Annotated in this window: 22 protein-coding genes and 1 tRNA gene; 14 read left to right on the forward strand and 9 right to left on the reverse strand. The window is 65.7% G+C overall.

Going from position 1 to position 22,477, the window contains the following annotated elements; genetic code table 11:
- Positions 1–7 precede the first annotated feature (7 nt).
- On the reverse strand, positions 8–991 hold the full coding sequence (locus tag H1343_RS08280) for a TRAP transporter substrate-binding protein (RefSeq protein WP_246332877.1): 984 nt from the start codon (positions 989–991) through the stop codon (positions 8–10).
- A gap of 166 nt (positions 992–1,157) precedes the next feature.
- Between H1343_RS08280 and H1343_RS08285 the strand changes: the two genes are divergently transcribed.
- On the forward strand, positions 1,158–4,805 hold the full coding sequence (locus H1343_RS08285) for a hydantoinase B/oxoprolinase family protein (RefSeq protein ID WP_185982474.1): 3,648 nt from the start codon (positions 1,158–1,160) through the stop codon (positions 4,803–4,805).
- A gap of 33 nt (positions 4,806–4,838) precedes the next feature.
- Here H1343_RS08285 and H1343_RS08290 read toward each other — a convergent pair whose 3' ends face one another.
- The 4 genes from H1343_RS08290 to lipB form a co-directional block, all read right to left on the reverse strand.
- Complete coding sequence (locus H1343_RS08290; protein ID WP_210270015.1) at positions 4,839–5,621, reverse strand: molybdopterin-dependent oxidoreductase; 783 nt, start codon at positions 5,619–5,621, stop codon at positions 4,839–4,841.
- Complete coding sequence (locus tag H1343_RS16875; RefSeq protein ID WP_210270016.1) at positions 5,618–6,445, reverse strand: cytochrome b/b6 domain-containing protein; 828 nt, start codon at positions 6,443–6,445, stop codon at positions 5,618–5,620. Before H1343_RS16875 ends, H1343_RS08290 begins: the two co-directional genes overlap by 4 nt.
- 103 nt (positions 6,446–6,548) lie before the next feature.
- Positions 6,549–6,995 carry a YaiI/YqxD family protein gene (locus H1343_RS08295; protein ID WP_185982476.1) on the reverse strand — a complete coding sequence of 149 codons (447 nt, stop codon included), beginning with the start codon at positions 6,993–6,995 and terminating at the stop codon, positions 6,549–6,551.
- Complete coding sequence (gene lipB, locus H1343_RS08300; protein ID WP_185982477.1) at positions 6,992–7,729, reverse strand: lipoyl(octanoyl) transferase LipB; 738 nt, start codon at positions 7,727–7,729, stop codon at positions 6,992–6,994. Before lipB ends, H1343_RS08295 begins: the two co-directional genes overlap by 4 nt.
- Positions 7,730–7,894: 165 nt before the next feature.
- On the opposite strand from lipB, the gene H1343_RS08305 reads away from it, so the two are divergent.
- The 3 genes from H1343_RS08305 (at position 7,895) to H1343_RS08315 (ending at position 10,017) form a co-directional block, all read left to right on the forward strand.
- A tRNA-Leu gene (locus tag H1343_RS08305) sits at positions 7,895–7,979 on the forward strand.
- Between the two features lie 151 nt (positions 7,980–8,130).
- Positions 8,131–9,558 carry a magnesium transporter gene (gene mgtE / locus H1343_RS08310; RefSeq protein ID WP_185982478.1) on the forward strand — a complete coding sequence of 476 codons (1,428 nt, stop codon included), beginning with the start codon at positions 8,131–8,133 and terminating at the stop codon, positions 9,556–9,558.
- 66 nt (positions 9,559–9,624) lie between these two features.
- Positions 9,625–10,017, forward strand: coding sequence for a MerR family transcriptional regulator (locus H1343_RS08315; RefSeq protein WP_185982479.1), 393 nt, complete (start codon positions 9,625–9,627; stop codon positions 10,015–10,017).
- Positions 10,018–10,029: 12 nt separating this feature from the next.
- On the opposite strand, the gene H1343_RS08320 is transcribed toward H1343_RS08315, so the two are convergent.
- Complete coding sequence (locus H1343_RS08320) at positions 10,030–11,013, reverse strand: heparan-alpha-glucosaminide N-acetyltransferase (protein WP_185982480.1); 984 nt, start codon at positions 11,011–11,013, stop codon at positions 10,030–10,032.
- A 113-nt stretch (positions 11,014–11,126) separates the two neighbouring features.
- On the opposite strand from H1343_RS08320, the gene H1343_RS08325 reads away from it, so the two are divergent.
- Both H1343_RS08325 and H1343_RS08330 read left to right on the forward strand, forming a co-directional pair.
- A complete protein-coding gene (locus tag H1343_RS08325) occupies positions 11,127–11,957 on the forward strand; it encodes an aldo/keto reductase (protein ID WP_185982481.1) in 831 nt (276 codons plus the stop codon).
- Positions 11,958–12,040: 83 nt separating this feature from the next.
- Positions 12,041–12,832 (forward strand): YdcF family protein, encoded by a 792-nt coding sequence (locus H1343_RS08330; protein WP_185982482.1) that lies wholly within the window; start codon positions 12,041–12,043, stop codon positions 12,830–12,832.
- Here H1343_RS08330 and H1343_RS08335 read toward each other — a convergent pair.
- Both H1343_RS08335 and H1343_RS08340 read right to left on the reverse strand, forming a co-directional pair.
- Positions 12,824–13,048 (reverse strand): DUF3253 domain-containing protein, encoded by a 225-nt coding sequence (locus tag H1343_RS08335; protein ID WP_425484576.1) that lies wholly within the window; start codon positions 13,046–13,048, stop codon positions 12,824–12,826. The two genes, H1343_RS08330 and H1343_RS08335, sit on opposite strands and share 9 nt — an antisense overlap.
- A 35-nt stretch (positions 13,049–13,083) precedes the next feature.
- Positions 13,084–13,788, reverse strand: coding sequence for a DUF599 domain-containing protein (locus tag H1343_RS08340; protein ID WP_185982484.1), 705 nt, complete (start codon positions 13,786–13,788; stop codon positions 13,084–13,086).
- A gap of 116 nt (positions 13,789–13,904) precedes the next feature.
- Between H1343_RS08340 and H1343_RS08345 the strand changes: the two genes are divergently transcribed.
- The 3 genes from H1343_RS08345 to H1343_RS08355 all read left to right on the forward strand — a co-directional run bounded on the left by H1343_RS08345 (position 13,905) and on the right by H1343_RS08355 (position 15,826).
- Positions 13,905–14,342, forward strand: a complete 438-nt coding sequence (locus tag H1343_RS08345) for a DUF1489 family protein (RefSeq protein WP_185982485.1) — start codon at positions 13,905–13,907, stop codon at positions 14,340–14,342.
- 75 nt (positions 14,343–14,417) lie between these two features.
- Entirely contained in the window at positions 14,418–15,134 is a 717-nt protein-coding gene (locus tag H1343_RS08350) for a vWA domain-containing protein (protein ID WP_185982486.1), read from the forward strand.
- A complete protein-coding gene (locus H1343_RS08355) occupies positions 15,131–15,826 on the forward strand; it encodes a DnaJ domain-containing protein (protein WP_185982487.1) in 696 nt (231 codons plus the stop codon). The genes H1343_RS08350 and H1343_RS08355 overlap by 4 nt, the downstream gene beginning before the upstream one ends.
- 128 nt (positions 15,827–15,954) lie before the next feature.
- Here the strand turns inward: H1343_RS08355 and H1343_RS08360 are convergent, their stop codons facing one another.
- Positions 15,955–17,532 (reverse strand): D-alanyl-D-alanine carboxypeptidase, encoded by a 1,578-nt coding sequence (locus H1343_RS08360; protein ID WP_246332878.1) that lies wholly within the window; start codon positions 17,530–17,532, stop codon positions 15,955–15,957.
- 325 nt (positions 17,533–17,857) lie between these two features.
- On the opposite strand from H1343_RS08360, the gene H1343_RS08365 reads away from it, so the two are divergent.
- From H1343_RS08365 to H1343_RS08385, 5 genes are all read left to right on the forward strand, one after another.
- On the forward strand, positions 17,858–18,214 hold the full coding sequence (locus tag H1343_RS08365; protein ID WP_185982488.1) for a phasin family protein: 357 nt from the start codon (positions 17,858–17,860) through the stop codon (positions 18,212–18,214).
- Positions 18,215–18,387: 173 nt separating this feature from the next.
- Positions 18,388–18,759 (forward strand): ATP-dependent Clp protease adapter ClpS, encoded by a 372-nt coding sequence (clpS, locus tag H1343_RS08370; protein WP_185982489.1) that lies wholly within the window; start codon positions 18,388–18,390, stop codon positions 18,757–18,759.
- A gap of 8 nt (positions 18,760–18,767) precedes the next feature.
- Positions 18,768–21,254 carry an ATP-dependent Clp protease ATP-binding subunit ClpA gene (gene clpA, locus H1343_RS08375; RefSeq protein WP_185982490.1) on the forward strand — a complete coding sequence of 829 codons (2,487 nt, stop codon included), beginning with the start codon at positions 18,768–18,770 and terminating at the stop codon, positions 21,252–21,254.
- A gap of 105 nt (positions 21,255–21,359) precedes the next feature.
- Positions 21,360–22,100 carry an AzlC family ABC transporter permease gene (locus H1343_RS08380; RefSeq protein WP_185982491.1) on the forward strand — a complete coding sequence of 247 codons (741 nt, stop codon included), beginning with the start codon at positions 21,360–21,362 and terminating at the stop codon, positions 22,098–22,100.
- Positions 22,097–22,462 carry an AzlD domain-containing protein gene (locus tag H1343_RS08385; RefSeq protein WP_343048864.1) on the forward strand — a complete coding sequence of 122 codons (366 nt, stop codon included), beginning with the start codon at positions 22,097–22,099 and terminating at the stop codon, positions 22,460–22,462. Before H1343_RS08380 ends, H1343_RS08385 begins: the two co-directional genes overlap by 4 nt.
- Positions 22,463–22,477: the final 15 nt, after the last annotated feature.

The raw sequence follows: 22,477 nt of genomic DNA on the forward strand, positions 1-22,477 counted from the left end.
CTGTCGCTTAGCGGCTCGCGCGGTAGTTCTCGACGATCGTGCGCCCGGTCTCGCCGGCCTGCTCCTCCCATTCGGCCGTCATCGTTTCGCCAACCTCGCGCAGCTTGGCCGAGAGCGCTTCGGAAGGCTGCGAGACGATCATGCCGCCGGCCTCGAGCTCGGCGATCTTCGCGTCCGTCTCCTCGCGCGACATCTGCCAGCCACGCTCCTCGGCGCGCCCTGCCGCCTCGATGAGCGCGGACTGCTCCTCATCCGACAGAGCCTCGAAGGCATCTGTGTTGACCACGACGATGTTCTTGGGGAGCCAGGCCTGCACGTCGATGTAGTAGCGCGTGAAGTCCCAGGCCTTGGCGTTCGCACCGGTGGAGGGCGAGGTCATCATCGCCTCAACGCGGCCCGTGGAGAAGGCGGTGGGGATGTCGGTTTCCTCGACCTGCGTCGGCGTCGCGCCGATCAGGGCCGCAAGGCGCTCGGTCGCGACGTTGTAGGCGCGGAAGTTGAGGCCGGCGAGCTGAGCGGGATCGGTGACGTCCTCGCGCAGATACAGGCTCTGTCCCGGCCAGGGTACCGCGTAGAGGACGGTCAGGCCCTCATCGGCCAGCCTCTGGGAAACGGCCTCGCGAGATGCCGCCCAGAGAGCCTGTGCATCGTCGTAGGACGAGGCGAGGAACGGGATCGAGTCGAGCGCGAAGACCGGATCCTCGTTGGCTAGGCGCGACAGCAGGAACTCGCCGATCGGCACCAGGCCGTCGCGCACCGCGTCACGAATCTCGGCATGGCCGAAAAGGGAATTCGCGGAGTGGATGGTGATATCCAGCGATCCGCCCGTCGTGTCCTCGACGTCCTGCGCGAACTCGATGATGTTGGCGGTGTGGAAAATGCCATCCGCATAGGGGGTCGGCATGTCCCAGTTCGTCTGCGCCGCGACAGGAGCGCTGGCGAAGGCAAGAACAGCACCGGCGAGCAGCGTGGAAGTCAGGGAAGGCATCATGCGGAAGGCTCTCCTTCGAGTGATGTTGACGAACCGGCAGCATAGGTGGCGCACAAGCGTTGTGCACGCCTAAAATCAGAGCTTGACGTTTAGTCCGACATTTTGTCAACAAATTATCGAAATGGCCCGACCTGAGCTGAAGCAGCGTCACGCGAAGGAGAGATCGATGTCGAACGCAGTGGCCGCGAGCCCGAAATGGGACTTCTGGATCGACCGCGGCGGGACGTTCACCGACGTCATCGGCCGTGATCCGCGCGGCGCCCTGCACCCGTTGAAACTCCTCTCCGAGAACCCCGAAGCCTACGAGGACGCAGCCATTGAGGGCATCCGCCGCCTCCTCGGCGCCGAGGCCGGGGCGCCGATGCCGACCGGCACGATCGGCACCGTGCGCATGGGCACGACGGTCGCGACCAACGCGCTTCTGGAGCGCAAGGGCGAGCGCACGCTGCTCCTTATCACCGCCGGCTTCCGCGACCAGTTGCGCATCGCCTATCAGGCCCGACCGGACATCTTCGCCAAGGAGATCATCCTGCCTGAGCAGCTCTATGAGCGCGTCGTCGAAGTGGACGAAAGGGTTCTTGCTGACGGCATGGTCGAGCGCGCGCTTGATGCCGAGACGCTGCGCCCGGCGCTGGAGGCGGCGCGGGCCGACGGGATCGGCGCGGTCGCCATCGCTCTGATGCATGCGTGGCAGAGCCCGGCGCATGAGATGGCGCTGGCGGAACTCGTGCGCTCGATGGGCTTCGCGCAGGTCTCCGTCAGTCACGAGGTCTCGCCGCTGGTGAAGCTCGTCGGGCGGGGCGACACGACGGTCGTCGACGCCTACCTCTCGCCGATCCTGTCACGCTACGTTTCGCGCGTCTCCCGAACGCTCGGCGCAACGCCGGCCGGCGAGGCGGGACCGACGCTCCAGTTCATGATGTCGTCGGGCGGCCTCACCGCGGCCGACCGCTTCCGAGGCAAGGACGCGATCCTTTCCGGCCCGGCGGGCGGGGTCGTCGGAATGGTCCGCACGGCGGCCGAGGCCGGCTTCGAGCGCGTCATCGGCTTCGACATGGGCGGCACCTCGACCGACGTCGCCCACTCGGCGGGTGAGTACGAGCGCGCCTTCGACACGGAGGTCGCGGGCGTGCGCATCCGCGCGCCGATGATGCGCATCCACACCGTTGCGGCGGGGGGCGGGTCGATCCTGCACGCCGAGGAAGGTCGTTTCAGGGTCGGCCCCGATTCGGCGGGCGCCGATCCCGGTCCGGCCGCGTATCGGCGCGGCGGGCCGCTGACGGTGACGGACGCCAACGTCATGCTCGGCAAGCTGAACCCCGAGTTCTTTCCCGCGATCTTCGGTCCCGGGCAGGACCAGCCGCTCGACCGTGAGACGGTCGCGGCGCGCTTTGCCGAAATCGCGTCGCGTGCCGGCGAGGGGCGCTCGCCGGAAGAGGTCGCCGAGGGCTTCCTCAAGATCGCCGTCGAGAACATGGCCAACGCCATCAAGAAGATCAGCGTCCAGCGCGGCTACGACGTGACGCGTTACCTCCTGAATTCCTTCGGGGGGGCGGGCGGCCAGCACGCCTGTCTCGTCGCGGATGCGCTCGGCATGGAGCACGTCCTGATGCATCCGATGTCCGGGCTTCTGTCGGCCTACGGGATCGGGCTCGCCACCGTCACGGCCAGCCGCCAGCAGGGCCTCGTGCAGCCGCTCGGAGAGGAGGGCCGAGCGTCCGTCGAGGCGACGGCGGACGAACTGCGCGCGCTGGTGACAGCCGAGCTCGTGGAGCAGGGCCTTGAGGCACGGGCCATCGAAGCGCGTATCAAGCTGCATCTGCGCTACGACGGCACCGATTCGACGCTCGACGTCGCCTTCGACGGCGACCTCGCCGCTGCCCGGTCCGCCTTCGAGGCGATGCACAAGGCGCAGTTCGGCTTCGTCATGCCGGACAAGCCGATCACGGTCGAGGCTGTCGAGGTCGAGGGCTGGGAAGCCGGCAAGGACGCGGAGGACAAGGCTCCGACCGAGCCCGACGAGCGCGAGGCTTCGAGCGTTGTCGCGACGCGCATCTTCAGCGGCGGCACGTGGCGCGAGGCGCGTGTCTTCCGCCGCGAGGGTCTGGAGCCGGGCGACCTCCTGCGCGGTCCGGCGCTTCTCATCGAGCCCAACCAGACCATCGTCATCGAGCCGGGCTGGTCGGCGCGCCTGACCGGCACGGGGTCGATCAAGCTCTCCAGGCACGAGGCATTAGCGCGTGGGCAGGCCGTTGGCACCGCGCAGGCCGATCCGGTGCTCCTGGAGGTGTTCAACAACCTCTTCATGAACATCGCCGAGCAGATGGGCGTCGCCCTGCAGAACACCGCTCATTCGGTGAATATCAAGGAGCGGCTGGATTTCTCCTGCGCCGTCTTCGACGCGAAAGGCGCACTCGTCGCGAACGCGCCGCACATGCCTGTCCACCTCGGTTCTATGGACCGCTCCGTGGAGACGGTGATCCGCCTTAACGAGGGGCGCGTGCGGCCGGGCGACGTCTTTGCGCTGAACGCGCCGTACAATGGCGGGACGCATCTGCCGGACATCACCGTCGTCAGTCCGGTGTTCGATGACCACGGCGCGCGCATCCTGTTCTGGGTCGCCTCGCGCGGTCACCATGCCGATGTCGGCGGGACGGCGCCCGGCTCCATGACGCCGCTCGCAACGACGGTGGACGAAGAAGGCGTCCTCATCGACAATTTCTGTCTGGTGGAGGAGGGCGTCTTTCAGGAGACCGCGCTCCACACTCTCCTGACGGATCATGCCTACCCGGCGCGCAACCCGACCCAGAACATCGCCGACCTTAAGGCACAGATCGCCGCCAACGAGCGCGGCGCGGCCGAGTTGCGGCGCATGGTCTCCGAGTTCGGGCTGGAGGGCGTCGAGGCCTATATGGGCCACGTCCAGGACAATGCCGCGGAGGAGGTGGCGCGCCTCGTCGGGCGCCTCGAAGATTGCGAGTATTCCTACCCGACCGACACCGGTCAGGTCATTCGCGTGAAGATCACCGTCGATCGAGAAGCGCGCACGGCGACGGTCGATTTCACAGGCACCTCCGAGGCGATGGCGAACAACTTCAACGCTCCGGAGCCGGTGACGCGTGCCGCCGTCCTCTACTGTTTCCGCGTCATGGTGGAGGCGCCGATCCCGATGAACGCGGGGTGCCTGCGGCCAATTCGAATCGTGATCCCCGATGGTTGCATGCTGAAGCCGGCCTATCCGCGCGCGGTCGTCGCCGGCAATGTCGAGACTTCGCAGCACGTCACCAACGCCATCTTCGGTGCGCTGGGGGCCATCGCCAACAGCCAGGGCACGATGAACAACCTGACCTTCGGCAACGAGGCGTACCAGTATTACGAGACGATCTGTTCGGGCTCGCCGGCCGGGCACACCAATGACGGGCGCGGTTTCGCGGGCACGTCCGGTGTCCACGTCCACATGACCAATTCGCGCCTGACAGACCCGGAAGTCCTGGAGATGCGTTTTCCGGTGGTGCTCGAGAATTTCGGGCTGCGCGAGGGATCGGGCGGAAATGGCGCCTTCGCGGCCGGTGACGGCACCACGCGCACGATCCGTTTCCGCGAGGCGATGGACTGCGCGATCCTCTCATCCCACCGCACGCTTGCGCCCAAGGGCGTTGCCGGGGGCGGCGACGGCGAGCGCGGACGAACGGAAGTGCGCCGTCTCGACGGGCGTGTGGAGGTGCTGGCCGCCTGCGCCCAGACGCGCCTGGAAGCCGGCGAGGCTGTGACGGTGGTGACGCCCACCGCCGGCGGCTACGGCGTGAAGGTCTGAGAGCAAAAAGGCGGCGGGTCCGAAAGGGCCCGCTCAGATGCCCGCGAACCATTCGTAGCCGCGATCCTCCCAGTAGCCGCCGCTCCCTTCGCCGAAGGTGGAGAAGTCGTCGGTGAGAGTGATCCCGCGCACGTATTTCGCCATCTTGTAGCCGAGTTGGCGCTCGACCCGCACGCGCAGCGGCGCGCCGTTGGCTACGGGCAAGGCCATGTCGTTCATCCCGTAGGCGAGGATCGTCTGCGGATGGCGCGCGTCGAGAAGATCGATCGACTCGTAGTAGTGGATCGGGCCGGTGAAGCCGTTCTCCATCACGTCGAAGCACGAGAAGACGCAGTAACGCGCACCTGCCTGCACACCGGCCTGATCCAAGACCGTGGCCAGCGGAGCGCCCGTCCATTTTGCGATGCAGCTCCAGCCCTCCACGCAGTCGTGGCGGGTGATCTGGGTGCGCGACGGCATGTTGCGCAACTGACCGAGCGACAGCGAAAGCGGACGGTCGACGAGCCCATCCACCGTCAGCCGGTAGTCGGCGAAATTGCCGCTGGATAGCGCGAGATAGTCGCGGGCCTGCGGGTTTGTGACTCCGTTCGGGCGCATCGGCTGCCGGATCTCGCTCTCTGCGAACTCCCGCGCCAGATTGTCGGAACCGAGCAGGAACCGCTGGACCCGGTAGGTGAGGTCGTTGGCCTTGAGGAGTACGTCGCGGACATTGCCGTTGCGATCGACCATCGGATCGAAACAGCCGGAGAGTGGCAAGGTGGCGGCGGCGACGCCCGCTCCCGTCAGAAAGCGGCGCCGGCTGAGTTTCGGCTTCACGAGCGCGTCTCCTTGTCGTCCATCCGGAACCAGCCTGTGATCATGGAGCGCAGTTCGTTGATCGGTCCGGCCAGCACCACCATCACCACGTGGACGACGAAGAAGGCGACGAGCAGGAGCATCACGACGAAATGCGCGGTGCGCGCGCTTTGCCGCCCGCCGAAGAGGTCCACCAGCCAAGGCGCGAAACTGTTCATGCCAGGCGACATGGTCAGGCCGGTCATCACCATCAACGGCAGCAGGATGAAGAGCACCACGAGATAGGAAAGCTTCTGCAAGGGTCCGTATTGGCGTCCATTGTGAAGCCGAAGGCGGGCATGGTCGAGAATGTCACGTCCAAGCCCACGTGCGTCCTTGCCGGTCGGCAGGAGATCCCGAGAGATGTGTCGGTTGAAGAGGCTGGTGACCAACCAGACGGCCAGCGTGACGACGAGGATCCAGGCGAAGAAGAAATGGACGACGCGCCCGCTCGCGAGATCGCGATAGGTCGGGATGGTCATGAAGCCGGGAAAGCTCTTGGCCTGTAGCGTGCCGTTCGAGCCGGGCACAGCCCCCAGCCAGCCGGTCGTGTCGAAGCGATGGCTGAAAACCGTCGTGACGCCGCGAAGCGTCTGCCCATCCTGCACAGCGCCGATCGACAGGATGGAATTGTCGAACTGGAAGCCGGACTGCTGGCCGATGTAGAGTGCGGGATGCGCCATGAAGATCTGCAGCCCGGAAAGCAGCAGGAAGAACAGGCAGCCAGCCCAGATCCAGTGGGTTATTCGCGTCGTCAGCTTCTGGCGATAGACGAGCGGACCGCGAGGACGCCTCCACAATGCCATCTGACCATTCCTTCGCTCGCTGCCATTCACCACAGTATCTACGAAAATTCGCGCGAGCGGATGCCGTCGGGAGGCCCCGCACCCGGTCAGCTTCGCGTGATGATCACGCGTTCCTCGGCCGTAGTGCGAGATCGAGTGCCTGTCGGAAGCGCGAGCGGTCGGCTGCGTCGAACGCCTTGTTGAAGCCTCGGCTTTCGCCCGTCTCCCGAAGATGCTGGTTGAAGGCGCGAAAGGAGAGGGCGGCGCCGATGCCCGCTTCGGTCAGCGGGCGGCCATCCGGGTTGAGCACGGCGACGCCCTTCTCTAGGGCGCGGGCTGCGAGCGGGATGTCGGCCGTTACGACGACGTCGCCGGATGAAGCGTTCTCCACGATCCAGTCATCGGCGGCGTCGGCACCGGCCGAGACCGTGACGATCCGCGCACCTTCGTAGCGCGAGGGACGCAGGCCTCCGTTCGACACGAGAACGATATCCGCGCGGTGACGTAGGGCAATCTCCAGCGCCTCGTCCTTCACCGGGCAGGCGTCGGCGTCGATATAGAGCGTCGTCATGCCGTCGGGCCGAAGACGTGCTCGAACTCGGAGCGCAGCACCGAATCGACCTCGGTCATCGAAATGGGAAGGCCAAGATCGACGAGGCTCGTGACCCCGTGATCGCTGACGCCGCACGGCACGATCCCCTCGAAATGCGAAAGATCCGGATCAACGTTCAAGCTGATTCCATGAAAGCTCACCCAACGACGAAGACGGATGCCGATGGCTGCGATCTTGTCTTCGGCCGGCGATCCGTCCGGCCCGGGCGCCCGCTCCGGCCTGCGCACCCATACGCCGACGCGATCCTCGCGCCGTTCGCCGCGCACATGAAAGGAACCGAGCGTCGCGATGATCCACGTCTCCAAGGCGGAAACGAACGCGCGAACGTCGGCGCGGCGACGCTTCAGGTCCAGCATCACATAGGCAACGCGCTGGCCCGGCCCGTGATAGGTGTACTGACCGCCGCGACCGGCCTCGAAGACGGGAAACCGCGCCGGGTCCTTCAAATCGGCCCCGGAAGCGCTGGTGCCGGCCGTGTAAAGGGGGGGGTGCTCGAGGAGGATGACGGCCTCGCGCGCGATGCCGGCCGCGATACCCGCGACGCGCTCCTCCATCATCGCAAGAGCCTCTTGGTAAGGCGTTACGCGGTCGAGGATGATCCACTCCACCGGGGGGCTCCCCTCACGCGGCCGGAAACCTTCGGCGAGGACGTCGAGGCGGGGCGAGGCAGCTTTGGAAGTGAGGGCATCCATCGCTTCTATCTATCCCTCCGGGGGACGGTTCGGAAGGGCGCGCGTCAGCGCGTGTGAAGCTTGTTGCCGGTGCGGCGCAAAAGGGCTTGTGTCCGCGCAGGGGCTTTGTTACATGCCCGCCACCGGTCGACGAGGCCGGGCCGGCCCAGCGCCGGAACACGGCGTGCGGTCGTGGCGGAATTGGTAGACGCGCAGCGTTGAGGTCGCTGTGGGGCAACCCGTGGAAGTTCGAGTCTTCTCGACCGCACCAGCCTTTCTCCTCCACCTCCTCATCCTATATCGCGGCCTTCGGTCGGCAGGTCTACGTGTGCTCTCGGGAGAGGGTCAGAAGACTGTCGCGACGGGGGATTATGAGATGATCGCGCAGCTTCGTGCGCGCGGGAAACGGTGCGAGGGGCGAGATGGTCGACGAGCGACGCGACGACGAAAGCCTTTCGGCCGAGAAGCCGGCTGCCGTGGAGCCGGCCGAGTTCTACGATGACAATGGCGATGTCGCTCGGCCCTTCCTCGACGATGTGCGCGCCGTTCTCGAGGCCGAGGACGCGCCGGCGTTGCTCGAGCGCGTCGAGCCCCTGCATGAAACCGAGCTCGGCGATCTCATCGAGCATCTGGAGACGGACGAGCGTCAGCATCTAGTGCGACTGCTCGGCGAGGATTTCGACTACACCGCGCTGACCGAGATCGACGAGGCCGTGCGCCTCGAGATCGTCGATGCCATGCCGAACGAGCAGATCGCCGAGGCGCTGCTCGAGCTCGATTCGGACGATGCGGTCTACATTCTGGAGGATCTGGAGGAGGAGGACCGCAAGGAAATCCTCGAGCGGCTGCCGTTTCGCGAGCGTCTGCGGCTGCGACGTGCGCTGGAATACCCGGAAGAGACGGCCGGCCGCCGCATGCAGACGGAGTTCGTGGCCGTACCGCCGTTCTGGACCGTCGGCCAGACGATCGACTACATGCGCGAGGATGACGATCTGCCGGATCGTTTCGCGCAGATCTTTGTCGTCGATCCCACCTTCAAGCTTCTCGGCTCCGTCGATCTTCATGCGATCCTGCGCACGAAGCGCCCGGAGACGATCGAATCGATCATGCATCCGACCCGTCACGCAATTCCTGCGGAGATGGATCAGGAGGAGGCCGCTCAGGTCTTCGAGCAGTACGACCTTCTCTCGGCCGCCGTCGTCGACGAGAACGAGCGCCTCGTCGGGGTCCTGACCATCGACGATATCGTCGATGTCATCCAGGCTGAGGCGGAGGAGGACTTTCGTCTCCTGGGCGGCGTCGGCGACGAGGAGATTTCCGATTCAGTGCGCGTTTCCGCGCGCTCGCGTTTCCCGTGGCTGTTCGTCAATCTCGGCACGGCCTTCCTGGCCGCGCTCGTGATTGGGCTCTTCGACGCGACGATCCAGCAAATGGTCGCGCTGGCCGCCCTGATGCCGATCGTTGCCTCCATGGGTGGCAACGCTGCGGCTCAGACGATGACGGTAACGGTGCGCGCCATCGCCACGCGCGACATCCACATCCACAATTCCGGCCGCATCATCCGCCGCGAGCTTCTCGTCGGCCTTCTCAATGGCAGCGCCATCGCCGTCCTGATCGGCTGCATCGCATGGGCATGGATCGGAAGTTCCGACATTGGCCTCGTGATCGGAACGGCCATGCTCATCAACATGGTGACGGCTGCCCTCGCAGGAATTCTGATCCCGCTTGTGCTCAACAAGTTCGGTGCGGATCCCGCCATCGCCTCCGCCGTTTTCGTGACCGCCGTCACCGACGTCGTCGGCTTCTTCGGCTTTCTCGGCCTGGCGACATGGTGGTTCGGCCTCGCCTGACGGCGCATTGACTTTTACGTAAATCTGGCATGAGACAGGCGCTTCGATCGGAAGGCCCGTTGTTCCATGCGTGAATACTACACGATCACCGAACTCACGCGCGAGTTCGACATCTCCACGCGTACCATCCGCTTCTACGAGGACGAGGGACTGATTGCCCCGATTCGCCGGGGGCGCACGCGGCTCTTCCGCCATTCCGACCGGCAGCTCCTCAAGATCATCCTGCGCGGCAAGCGTCTTGGTTTCTCGATCGCGGAGATTCGCGAGATCATGGGCATGTATCGCGCGCCTCCAGGCGAGGCGGGGCAGCTGCGCGCCATCGTGCGCAAGGTCAGCGAGAAGCGCGCGGAGCTCGAGCAAAAGCGCCGGGATATCGAGGATCTTCTCTCCGAACTCGACAACGCCGAGGAGGCGTGCCTGACAAGAATGGCGGAACTCGGCATCGCGCCCGCCGCGTAAAGCGAGCGGTCGTCAGCGGGCTGCATTGGCCGAGCAGGTCAGGATCGTTTCGCGCAATGTGGACTGACCGGCTTCGTCGAGCCTGCCTTCGAGCAGATCGGAGAGGAGGTTGCGCTCGGTGAGTTCGCTCTGCACGCAGCCGCAGTAGTTCGTGCAGTAGGCCTCATCCGCGACCTCGGCGACACAGGAACGCTGGCAGTCTGCCGGAAAATGCGCGACGCGGTCGGCGGGCCAGGCCCAGGCATAGGCTGCGACGAGCGCCAGCGAGGCTGGCTGGTGGATCAGGTAGAAGGCCAGCGAATGCCGGCCGAGCTTCGTCATGACGCGCATCGGGACGGCGTTGGAATTGTAGGTCCGCAGGCGCGCCCAGAGATTGAGGTTCGTGGCCAGACGCCCGGCCGCCATGCCAAAAAGGACCACGCCGGTCCACGGAAAGACCGGCACGAGATCGTTGGACAGCGGTTCGGAGGTGGAAAGGCCGATCCAGGCGAGCCAGCGCGTGTTCGTGACATCGGTCTGGTAGATGATGGGCAGGGCTATGACGGCGAGGCCGGCGAGCGCCGTGACGGCGGCGGGTGCCCGCAGGAAGACGAGGCCGACGACGCTGGCGAAGGCGATCTGGTGCAGGATGCCGAAGAACACGAAGCTTTGTGGGGTAAACGCATAGGTTGCCGCGCTCACCGCAGTGGCGCCGGCGACCACTTGAGCGAGCCGAATCAAGTACGGTCGGCGGCGAATGACGCCGCCGGGATGAGCGAGGACGAGGCTGATGCCCACGAGGACGAGAAAGCTCGTCGCAATAGTCCGGGCGAAGATGCGCCATCCGCCCTCGAACACTGTTCCGGCAGGTAGATAGCCGAAGAACTCCAAGTCCCACGTGAAGTGATAGACCAGCATTGCGAGCAGTGCGACGGCCCGCGCGACGTCCAGAAGATCGATCCGGCCGCGGCTCTGAGCGGGCCGCTCTTTCAGGACCGTCGCCGAATCGCTGGACATGTCTGCGCTCCGCCTATCTTCGCACGCACCCGTTCACAGCGCGCGCCGCTTTGTGCAGGTTGGACGGCAGGTCTTGCAAGGACCGTATCGGGGAAACGACGACAGGAAGCTCCATGAAGATCATCGAACGCTCGGGCGCGCGCATCCCGGCCATCGGATTAGGCACGTTCCGGCTGGATGACGAGACGAGCCCGGGCATCGTGCGCAAGGCGATCGAGTGCGGCTACCGGCACATCGACACCGCCCGCATGTACGGCAACGAGAAGGGCGTCGGGCAGGGCATCCGCGACAGCGGGATCGACCGCGACGAGCTCTTCGTCACCACCAAGATCTGGTGGTCAGACATCGGCCGCAGCTCGCTCGTGCCCACGGCGGTGAAGGCGCTGGTCGATCTGCAGATGGAGCAGGTGGACCTTCTTCTCATTCACTGGCCGAATCCGGACATCCCGCTGGAGGAATCCATCGCGGCGCTCAACGAAGCGCGTACCAAGGGGCTGACCAAGCATATCGGCGTTGCCAACTTCACCTCGACGATGATGGACGAGGCGCAGAAGATGTCGGAGGCGCCGCTCGTCTGCAATCAGGTCGAGTATCACCCAACGCTCTCGCAGGATGCGATCCTTGCCGCCTGCAAGCGCAACGACATGGCGCTCGTCGCCTACTCGCCGATCGGTCAGGGCGGCGACCTTCTCCAGAATCCCGAGATCGTGCGGATTGCCGAGGCGCATAGCAAAACGCCGGCGCAGGTGGTCCTGCGCTGGGAGATCGAGCAGGATGGCGTGGCGGCGATTCCGCGTACATCCAACCCGGACCGGCTGGCCGAGAATATCGACGTCTTCGACTTCGAACTGACGGACGACGATCGCAACCTGATGGAGCGCATGACACGGCTGCGCAAGCGTCTCGTCAATCCCGGCTTCGCTCCGAAATGGGACCGCGCCTGACGGCTTCGGTCCATGCTCGCGACAGAATGAGGCGGTAGCGGTTTCGGGCGCGGCGCACCGGTCGCGCCCGTATGGAGTCGCGATTGTTCTTCGTCCTTTCCAAGGTCGGCTGGTATCTCGTACAGCCGCTCGTCGTCGTGCTCCTGCTTCTGGCGCTCGGGCTTTTCGCGGTCGCCGTGCGGCGGCTGCGTACGGGGTTGGCCCTCGGGGGCCTCTCCTTCGCGATCCTCGCGGTCGTCGCTCTCTCGCCGCTCGGCCTTCTGATGATGAGCGCGCTGGAGGAACGTATCCCGCGGCCGGATCTGCCGGCAGAGATCGCCGGCATCGTGGTGCTGGGCGGTTCCTTCGACACCCGTATCGCGCGCACGCGCGGCGAGCCTGAGCTGAACGATGCCGCCGACCGCGTCACCGCCGCGCTCGCGTTGGCGCGTCGCTATCCCGAAGCGCGGATCATCTTCTCGGGCGGCTCGGCGGCGCTCCTCGCCGACGACATCGCGGAGAGCATTCCCGCCCGGCAGCTCTTTCTCGAACTTGGCCTCGATCCAGAACGCCTCGTTCTCGAAGAGGCCGCCCGCAACACCGCCGAGAACGCGGTCCTGTCGCGCAAGATTGCAGATCCGCAGCCGGGTGAAACCTGGCTGCTCGTCACCTCGGCCTTCCACATGCCGCGCGCCGTCGGCTGCTTTCGCGTCGCGGGCTTCGACGTGCTGCCTTACCCCGTAGACTATCGCACGCCTTCGGGCTCGGCGGTCTGGCAACCTTCGAGCGCGTCGATCCGCAACGTGGAGAAGGTGCATTTCTCGGTGCGCGAGTATCTTGGCCTCGCCGTCTACTGGATGACCGGCCGCACGGACGCGCTGTTTCCTTCAGCCTGAGCGGGGAAGCCCGATCCGGTAGATGCCCTTGAAGTCGTGCGGATCGACCGTGCGGCCCTTGCGTCGGATCTCGATCGCGCCGTCGTCCGCAAGCCGCACTGTCTCGGCGCGGATCGGCGCCATCAAGAGGCGCCAGGCCTTCTCGTCCGATCCCGCGAGAGCGCGAGCGACCTCGGAGGGGCAGACCGTCTTCTCTGCGCCGCGTTCCGCTGCCATGCGCAGAATTGCTCCCGTGATATCGCCCCGCGCCGTCATCTGTCGTTCTCGCCGAAGGACAGGGCGTCGTGCGCGTCCGACCAGAACTGACGGTGCGCAAGCACGTAGAGCACGGCTAGTGTCGTCATCATCAGCACCCACGGCCCGAGGAACCAGCCGAGATAGGCGATGCCGAAGAAGATCGCCCTGAAGCCGCCGTTGAAGTGGCGCGCGGCGATGCGGTTCATCGTCAGGGCGCGCTGGACGGCGGCCTCGGCGGCGGCGGGCTCGCGCTCGGCATCCGTGCGCATCGGAATCGCGCCGATGAGGATCGTGCAGTAGTTGAAGAGGCGATAGGACCAGCCGAACTTGAAGAAGGCGTGCGCGAAGATCAGCGCCAGACCCAGAAGCTTAGCTTCCACCAAGGCTCGGTCAAAGACGCCGAAAAGGGGCAGATCGGCTGCTACCGCCGCGATCTGCTCGGCCGATCCGATCAGCGCGAAGCAGCCGCCGATGACGAAGATGCAGGTTGAGGCGAAGAAGCCGGTTCCCTGCTGGAGCCCCATCATGATGCTAGTGTCGATCATGCGCAGCTCCCGCTTGAGCAGCGTATCCATCCACAGCGCGCGCTGGCGGTCCATGCGCCGCGAAAGGCTCCCTTCGGACATCCGTCCGACGATGAAGGAATAGCCGAGCCAACCCAGAACGAAGAGCGAGAGGGCGAAGACGTTGGGCAGGTCGAGAAAACTGTCGAGTGCCATCAGGCCTCCATATGCGGCGCGAGGGTTGCACACTACCTCTCGCCGACCGGCGCGTGGCTGTCGAGCCCTTCTCGAACCGCTTGACGGCGGGCGGCCGCAGGAGCGATGACGCCGATATGGCGCTCCATCTCATCAAGCTGTGCGTCGGCGCCGACAGCGTCGAGGATCTCCAGTCGTTCGTCGACGAGAGGCTGCGGTCGGCGCAACTGGCTGGCCAGGTGGCCGAAAGCGGCCATGTCACGCGCGTCAGCCCCAAGCGGGCAGAGGAGGTCCTCGCCGGCGGGTCCCTCTACTGGGTCATCCGAGGCCATGTGCAGGTCCGCCAGACGATTCTCCGGTTCGATCCGGTGGAGGGGGCGGACGGCATCCAACGCTGCCGTATCGTGCTCGACCCGACCCTTCGCCTGACGAACTGGCTGCCGCGTCGCCCCTTCCAGGGTTGGCGCTATCTCAAGCCTGACGATGCTCCGGCCGACCTCGGGGCTTCCGGTGCAGAGGTCGACGAGATTCCCGTGCATCTGCGCAGGGAACTGGTGGAACTCGGGCTTTTGTGATGGCGCTCTGCCGTGCGGAGCATTGTGCCGAGCTTGCACGATCCCAAATCTGATGAAGGGTTCACGGGAGGAAGAATGGCGCGCGAGATCAATGCGAAGGCGCAGACGTCGCCGGCCGAGGTCTCGACCCGCGGCGAGATCGACCGGTTCCTTGAACGCGCCGCGTCGAGCGCGGCCGGAAACAACCGTTTGATCTTCGCTCTCGACGCGACGATGAGCCGCCAGCCGACATGGGACCGCGCCTGCCGCCTCCAGGCAGAGATGTTTGACGTCGTCGGCGAGGGCGACCTCGCCGTCCAGCTTGTCTATTTCCGCGGCTATCGCGAATGCCGCTCTTCGCCCTTCGTTACCGAGGGCGCCCGGCTGCGCGACCTGATGACGCGGATCGACTGCCGCGGCGGACGCACGCAGATCGGCCGTGTCCTAGCCCATGCCGCCTCCGAGGCGCGTCGCAGCCGGTTGGGCGCACTCATCTATATCGGCGATGCCATGGAGGAGGATGCGGACGCGCTGTGCGCGCTGGCTGGAGAACTCGGCGTCGCGGGGGTCCCGATCTTCGTCTTCCAGGATAGCGGCGACCGCGCCACCGAAACGGTCTTTCGTGAGATCGCACGGCTTTCGCGCGGGGCGTATTTCAAGCTCGAGGAGGGGGCGGCCGATGCACTGCGGCGTCTCCTGCGCGCCGTCGCGACCTTCGTCACGCAAGGCCCCGTGGCGCTAGAAAAGGACTCGTCCCCGGAAGGGCGCCTTCTACTGGCGCAGTTGCGCGGGCCCGGGGGAACAGGCCGTTGACGTTTCTGCTCGTCGTCGCCGGCGTCGTATTCCTCGTCGCGACGCTGCGGCTGCTCCTCGTTACGCCACCCGAAAAACTCGCGACGTTCCTTCGAACTGCCGGACCGGCGGCTGTCATCGCGGCCGGTGCCGGGCTGACGCTGACGGGACGTGGTGCGATAGGACTGCCGCTCGCCGCCTTCGGCATGGCGGCGCTCCGTCGAGGCTGGAATGCGCGTCCGGTCCCCATCGGCGGTGGCCGTCCACCGACGACGGTCAGGAGCCGGTTCCTCGAGATGACCCTCGACCACGACAGTGGCGACCTGGACGGCGTGGTTCTCGGAGGGCAGATGGAGGGCGCCCGCCTTTCGGCCTTGCGCGAGACAGACCTGCGGACGCTCCAGCGCGAGCTCGCGGCCGATACGGAGAGCCTACGCCTTCTGGAAGCGTATCTTGACCGCCGCCTGCCCGGATGGCGCGACGACGCGAAGGCGCGTGCGGGCGACGGGCTGGGACGCACGCCAGGCTCTGGCTCCATGACACAGCAGGAGGCTCACGAGATCCTTGGCCTTGAGCCGGGAGCGACCCTCGCGGAAATCCGCGAGGCGCATCGACGCCTGATGAAGGGGGTGCATCCCGACCGTGGCGGCAGCGCTCTGCTGGCGGCCCGTATCAACGAGGCGAAGGCTTTCCTGGTCGAGCGTCATCGCTGATCTGTCCCTGAACACGCATACTCATCGAGGGTTCGTCCAGCCGGCCGACCGCAAGGCTCGGGCGATGCGAGCGGCCGTCTGTCGTGGCGGAAAGTCTCGTCGCGCCCGGCTTTCCGGGCGAAGACAGCTCAGTTGGCGGCGATCGTGTAGCAGGCGTAGGCGCTGCGCTTGAGCGCATCGCACGCCGCGTTGGCGTCGTCCTTGGTGGCGAAGCCGGAAAAGCGGGCGCGGTAGAGCGTCTGCGAGCCGGCCTCCACGGTTTCGGTGAACGGCTCGGCCGAAGCGAGAGCATCGCCGCCGCGCATCTTGGCCTCGCCGAGCATATCCATCGCGGTCGCCTCGGCGGGCGTGGCCGCAATCTGGACAACCCAGGGCGAGAGCGATGTGGCAGGAGCGACGGCCAGGCTCGCCGCGATCGGAGACTCAAGCATGGCCTGCGGCTCGATGGAGCCCGTGGTCCCGCGGTCGATGCCGACAGACGGGATGGGCGCACGGGGTACCGGGCCGCCATTGCTGTAGCTTGGGGCACGGGGCGCGGAATTCATTGGAGCGAGCGCGTTGGCCGTCGGGATCTCCATGCGCGGCATCTCGACCTGCGAGTTGAGCGCCTGACGAAGCGCGTCCCGGCCGAGGAGGGGGCGCCCGCCGGGGCTCCGAAGAGCTTCGTCGACCGCGCTGGCAGCCGTCGAGCCGTAGGCGCTCGCGACGCGCGCGTCGATAGAGGTGGCATCGACGTTGGCGGCGCGAAGAGTCGGAACCGGGACGCTCGTCGGCAACGCCGCAGCCACCTGCGAATGGGCGGTGACGGCGCCACCGCGCGAGGAGGGTGACCAGGAGGCGATGAGCGGGCCGCCGCGTCCTTCGCTCGCCTGCGGGATATAGCGGTTGAGGAGCTCGACCATGTGGTCGTCGCGCGTGCGCGACGTACGCCCGCCCATGACCACAGCGACGAGCTTCTTGTTGCCCCGCACGACCGAGGAGGCGAGGTTGAAGCCGGACGCGTTGATGTAGCCGGTCTTCAGGCCGTCAGCGCCTTGCACGCGGCCGAGGACGCGGTTGTGATTGCCGATGGTCTGGCCGCGATAGGTGAAGGAGCGCGTGTTGAAGATCTCGTAATACTGCGGAAAATGCTCGCGCAGCGCGATGCCGAGGGTCGCCATGTCGCGCGCCGTCGTACGCTGCTCCGGGTTCGGTAGGCCGTGCGCGTTGCGGAAGGTGGTGCGCGCCATGCCCAGGCTGCGGGCCTTGGCGGTCATCATCTCCGCAAAGCGCGTTTCCGTGCCGCCAAGGAATTCTGCGATGACGACCGCAGCGTCATTGGCCGAGCGGGTGACGAGGGCGTGCATTGCATCGTCGAGCGAGATCGTCGAGCCGGCCTTCAGGCCGAGTTTGGACGGCGGGCGCCCGGCGGCGTAGGCTGAGACCTTCATTTGCGTCGTGCGACGGGCGCGACCGGTCTCGAGCGCCTCAAAGGCCAGATAGAGCGTCATCATCTTCGTGAGCGACGCAGGATAGCGCGGCTCGTCGGCGTAGCGATCGAAAAGAACCTTGCCGTTGTTGGCGTCGATGACGATGGCCGCGTAACGAGGATTGGCCTCCGCGGCCGCGGGCGCCTGAACGACGATGCCCGTGCCTATCGCGGCGACTGCCAGCATGCGACCGATTTGGCGGGTGAGAAGCGTCATGAAGGGGGTCGTCGTGGGCACGAGGCGGCTCTCTCGGTTCGCATGTGGAGACGTCGGGCACGGATCGTCTTCGCGGCAAAAGCCGAAGACGATCAACGACCTCCCGGGTCTCTCCGTCCTGGAAACAGTAAGGCCCGCGGTCTTACCAATCCGTTTATGGTTGAAGCTTCCTTTTCATCGCGATGTGGCGGAAGCGTAGCATCGGCCCTGCCGGTGAACCGCTCCCGAACATTTGACTGGATGACGGCAGGCTGGAGCGCAACCTTGAAGACTTTTGTGCAGTGCAATATATCGGGAGGTGCAATCAACGGGCAAGCTCGCCCATCATCAAATCCGGGAGCAGCGCATGACCTTCTTCGATGAAGCCAATACCGCAGGTAAGGAAGCGATGGATAACGGGTTGAAGTCGTTCTCTGCGATGACGAAGGGCTTCCAGCAGATCGCCGCGCAGTCGACCGACTTTGCCAAGCAGTCCTACGAGCACTCCGCACAGATGTTCGATCAGCTCTCGCGGGCCCGTTCGCTGGACAAGGCGATGGAGGTGCACGGCACGTTCGCCAAGGATGCCTACGAGCGCTGGGTGAGCCAGACGACGCGCGTCTCCGAGCTCTGCGCCGAAGCGATGCGCGAGGCCTATCAGCCGTTCGAACAGACGGTGGCGGCGACGGCCGCCAGGGCCCAGACGACCGCCCGCGCAGCTTGAGCCGATGTCGGCGCGACAAGCGCCCTCCAGAAACCGAACAGCGAAAAGGCCCGGCATGCCCGCCGGGCCTTTTCGCATTCCGGCTCCGCAGATATGCCGCAATCGACGCATGGCTTAAAATGCGTCCGGCGATCCTTACATAGACGACGATGACGAGGGTGGTGGCATTGGAAATGAACGATCCGCAAGGGCTCGCGGCCGCACAGGCGGCGCGGGCGCAGGCCGGGAAGAACGACGACGACGGCGCCGATCGCGGCACGTCGGTCATCACGCGCACGCGCACCAAGACAAAGAGGCCGAGCCTTTACAGGGTGCTGCTTCTGAACGACGATTACACTCCGATGGAGTTCGTTATTCACGTGCTTGAGCGCTTCTTCCAGAAGGATCGTGAGGCGGCCACCCGGATCATGTTGCACGTGCATCAGCACGGCGTGGGCGAGTGCGGTGTCTATACATACGAGGTAGCGGAGACCAAGGTCACGCAGGTCATGGATTTCGCCCGCCAGCATCAACATCCGCTTCAATGCGTGATGGAAAAGAATTGAGGTGAAGCTTGCCGACATTTTCCCAAAGCCTGGAGAAGTCTCTCCATCAGGCGCTGACGCTGGCCAATGAGCGTCATCAGGAGTTCGCGACGCTCGAGCACCTCCTCCTCGCCCTCCTCGAGGACAAGGATGCGGCGGCGGTGATGAAAGGGTGCAGCGTCGATCTCGACATGCTGCGCGCTGCACTGACCGAGTACATCGACACGGAACTCGCCAATCTCGTCACCGGGCATGACGAGGATTCCAAGCCGACAGCCGGCTTCCACCGCGTGATCCAGCGTGCGGTCATTCACGTGCAATCGTCGGGCCGGGAGGAGGTGACGGGAGCCAACGTGCTCGTCGCCATCTTCGCCGAGCGCGAGAGCCACGCGGCCTTCTTCCTGCAGGAGCAGGAGATGACCCGCTACGACGCCGTCAACTTCATCTCCCACGGGATTTCCAAGCGCCCCGGCGGCGCCGAGAGCCGGCCCGTGCGCGGGGCAGAGGAAGAGCAGTCGACCATGGGGCAGGACGAGGAAGGACGACGCAAGGAGAAGCAGGACGCCCTCTCGGCCTACTGCGTGAATCTCAACGAGAAGGCCAAGACCGGCCGCATCGACCCGCTGATCGGGCGGGCGAGCGAGATCAATCGCACGATCCAGGTCCTGTGCCGCCGCTCGAAGAACAACCCGCTCTACGTGGGCGATCCGGGCGTCGGCAAGACCGCCATCGCGGAAGGGCTCGCCAAGCGCATCGTCGAGGGTGACGTTCCGGACGTGCTCGCCGACGCGACGATCTTCTCGCTGGACATGGGCACGCTTCTTGCCGGCACGCGCTACCGCGGCGACTTCGAGGAGCGGCTGAAGCAGGTCGTCAAGGAGCTCGAGGAGTATCCGGGCGCCGTCCTGTTCATCGACGAGATCCACACGGTGATTGGCGCCGGCGCAACGTCCGGTGGCGCGATGGACGCCTCGAACCTTCTGAAGCCGGCGCTGTCCTCCGGGGCGATCCGCTGCATCGGCTCGACGACCTACAAGGAGTACCGCCAGTTCTTCGAGAAGGACCGCGCCCTGGTGCGGCGCTTCCAGAAGATCGATGTCGCCGAGCCGTCCGTCGACGATGCGGTCTCGATCCTGAAGGGGCTGAAGCCCTATTTCGAGGACTTCCATCGCGTGAAGTTCACGAACGAGGCGATCCGCTCGGCAGTGGAGCTTTCCGCGCGCTACATCAACGACCGCAAGCTGCCGGACAAGGCGATCGACGTGATCGACGAGACCGGCGCGTCGCAGATGCTGTTGCCCGAATCGCGTCGCAAGAAGCAGATCGGCATCAAGGAGATCGAGGCGACCGTCGCGACGATGGCGCGGATCCCGCCCAAGACCGTCTCGAAGGACGACGAGGAGGTGCTGGTCAACCTCAACGCCCAGCTCAAGCGCGTGGTCTACGGCCAGGATTCGGCGATCGAGGCTTTGTCGTCCGCCATCAAGCTGGCGCGGGCCGGCCTGCGCGAGCCCGAGAAGCCAATCGGCTCCTACCTCTTCTCCGGCCCCACCGGCGTCGGCAAGACGGAGGTGGCCAAGCAGTTGGCTTCCTCGCTCGGCGTCGAACTCCTGCGCTTCGACATGTCGGAGTACATGGAGAGGCACACGGTCTCGCGCCTCATTGGAGCGCCTCCGGGCTATGTCGGCTTCGACCAGGGGGGCCTCCTGACCGATGGCGTCGACCAGCACCCGCACTGCGTGCTCCTGCTCGACGAAATCGAGAAGGCGCATCCGGATCTGTTCAACATCCTCCTGCAGGTGATGGACCACGGGAAGCTGACCGACCACAACGGCAAGCGCATCGACTTCCGCAACGTCATCCTCATCATGACGACGAATGCGGGTGCGTCCGAAGCCTCGAAGGCTGCGATCGGCTTCGGCTCGTCGCGCCGCACGGGGGACGACATCGAGGCGATCAATCGGCTCTTCACGCCGGAATTCCGGAACCGTCTCGACGCGATCATCCCGTTCGGGCCGCTGCCGACGCCGGTCATCCACGAGGTGGTGCAGAAGTTCGTCATGCAACTCGAGGCTCAGCTTTCCGAGCGGGGCGTCACTTTCGAACTGGAGCCGGAGGCGATCGCCTGGCTGGCAGACAAGGGCTACGACGAACAGATGGGCGCGCGGCCGCTCGGCCGGGTGATCCAGGAGTATGTGAAGAAGCCGCTGGCGGACGAGGTGCTCTTCGGCAAGCTGAAGCGCGGCGGCATTGTGAAGGTGTCGGTCCTGGACGGCGAGGATGGGCGCAAGCTGCATCTGGAGTCGATCGCGGACGAGTCGCCAGCACGTCCGCGAAAAGGCGATGGCGCGCGCCGCCGCTCGAAGGCGCAGGAGAACGAGGCTGACGGTGACGAGGATGCGGAAGGCGCGGGCGCGCCGGCCGCGGGTGAGGGCGACCTTGCGCTGATGGAGCCCAAGACGAAGGGCTCGAAGCGCTCGGGTACGGTGCCGAAAATCCCTCGTAAGTCGTCCTGATCGTCGTTATGACGGGGCTGCCCGTGGGCAGCTTCTGGAAGGGCCGCCCATTCGGGTGGCCCTTTCGTTTGAGGGCTTGGGACGCAGCGAGGGAATGCCGATCCGATGGATGCCCGCGTGGATGAGCGCCAGCTTTCGAGCGCAGAATGGTTTCGCGTCGGGGCGCGGGGCATCCTCAGTGCGCCAGCGATGATCCTGACGCTATCGATGGTCGGTTTCGCCGGTTTGGCTCGCGACGCCGGCGTCACTTGGCTCCACGCTTCCTTCATGACGGCGACGATCTGGGCGCTGCCGGCGAAGATCATCGTGCTCGGCGCGATAGCCGCCGGTGCTTCGCTTCCGGCCGCGGCGCTGGCCGTCGCGCTATCGTCGGTGCGGCTGATGCCGATGGTCGTCGCGCTGTTCCCGGAGATACGTGGGCCCAAGACACGCACTGGCACGCTTCTCTTTCTCTCGCACTTCGTCGCGGTCACCTGCTGGGTCTTCGCAATGGAGCGGATCGGCAACGTTCCGCGCGAGCATCGCACGGCGTTCTTTGCCGGCTTCTCGGTCACGCTGACGAGCCTCAACGTCATCGTCGTCGCCGTTACCTTCAACCTGATGGGGCAACTCCCGGCGCTGGCGACAGGGGCGCTCGCGTTTCTGACGCCGATCTACTTCCTGCTCTCGCTCTTCGGCACGGCCAGGGAGACCTCCGGCAAGCTCGGTCTTCTGACCGGCATGGTGCTGATTCCCCCTGCGAACTACTTCTTCCCCTCCTTCGACATCCTCATCGCCGGCATCCTCGGCGGTATCCTCGCCTTCCTCGGCGGGCGGATCGTCGATGCGCGGAGGGCAGGCCGGTGAGCGAAATCACCTTCGACTGGCTCCCCTACTGGTGGTGGCCCTTCTTGTTCATACTGCTTGCCGGCTGGTTGCCGACGGATCTGTGGCGCTACCTCGGCGTCATCTCATCGGGGACGATTTCCGACAAGTCTGTCGCGATCCAGCTCGTGCGTGCCATCGCCACCGCGCTCGTCGCCGCCGTCATTGCGCGCCTCGTCCTGTATCCGACGGGCTCGCTCGCCTTGATCCCGGACGCCGCGCGGATCGGCGCGATGGTCGGCGGCTTCCTCGCCTACTTCTTGATCGCGCGGTCGATCGTGCTGGGCATCGTTGTTGCCGAGATCATCCTGCTTGCGGGCGCGTGGTGGGTCGGGCTCTTGTAGCGGATCGCGATTCGG

The organism is Aureimonas mangrovi, assembly GCF_014058705.1.
Classification (GTDB): domain Bacteria; phylum Pseudomonadota; class Alphaproteobacteria; order Rhizobiales; family Rhizobiaceae; genus Aureimonas; species Aureimonas mangrovi.

Coding starts and splice junctions, on each gene's coding strand:
- H1343_RS08315 (WP_185982479.1), top strand. CDS start 9,625: ATGCGTGAATACTACACGATCACCGAACTCACGCGCGAGTTCGACATC.
- H1343_RS08295 (WP_185982476.1), bottom strand. CDS start 6,995: ATGACGACGCTCTATATCGACGCCGACGCCTGCCCGGTGAAGGACGAG.
- lipB (WP_185982477.1), bottom strand. CDS start 7,729: ATGGATGCCCTCACTTCCAAAGCTGCCTCGCCCCGCCTCGACGTCCTC.
- H1343_RS08340 (WP_185982484.1), bottom strand. CDS start 13,788: ATGGCACTCGACAGTTTTCTCGACCTGCCCAACGTCTTCGCCCTCTCG.
- mgtE (WP_185982478.1), top strand. CDS start 8,131: ATGGTCGACGAGCGACGCGACGACGAAAGCCTTTCGGCCGAGAAGCCG.
- H1343_RS08325 (WP_185982481.1), top strand. CDS start 11,127: ATGAAGATCATCGAACGCTCGGGCGCGCGCATCCCGGCCATCGGATTA.
- H1343_RS16875 (WP_210270016.1), bottom strand. CDS start 6,445: ATGGCATTGTGGAGGCGTCCTCGCGGTCCGCTCGTCTATCGCCAGAAG.
- H1343_RS08280 (WP_246332877.1), bottom strand. CDS start 991: ATGATGCCTTCCCTGACTTCCACGCTGCTCGCCGGTGCTGTTCTTGCC.
- clpS (WP_185982489.1), top strand. CDS start 18,388: ATGAACGATCCGCAAGGGCTCGCGGCCGCACAGGCGGCGCGGGCGCAG.
- H1343_RS08335 (WP_425484576.1), bottom strand. CDS start 13,048: ATGGCAGCGGAACGCGGCGCAGAGAAGACGGTCTGCCCCTCCGAGGTC.
- H1343_RS08365 (WP_185982488.1), top strand. CDS start 17,858: ATGACCTTCTTCGATGAAGCCAATACCGCAGGTAAGGAAGCGATGGAT.
- H1343_RS08285 (WP_185982474.1), top strand. CDS start 1,158: ATGTCGAACGCAGTGGCCGCGAGCCCGAAATGGGACTTCTGGATCGAC.
- H1343_RS08350 (WP_185982486.1), top strand. CDS start 14,418: ATGGCGCGCGAGATCAATGCGAAGGCGCAGACGTCGCCGGCCGAGGTC.
- H1343_RS08320 (WP_185982480.1), bottom strand. CDS start 11,013: ATGTCCAGCGATTCGGCGACGGTCCTGAAAGAGCGGCCCGCTCAGAGC.
- H1343_RS08345 (WP_185982485.1), top strand. CDS start 13,905: ATGGCGCTCCATCTCATCAAGCTGTGCGTCGGCGCCGACAGCGTCGAG.
- H1343_RS08380 (WP_185982491.1), top strand. CDS start 21,360: ATGGATGCCCGCGTGGATGAGCGCCAGCTTTCGAGCGCAGAATGGTTT.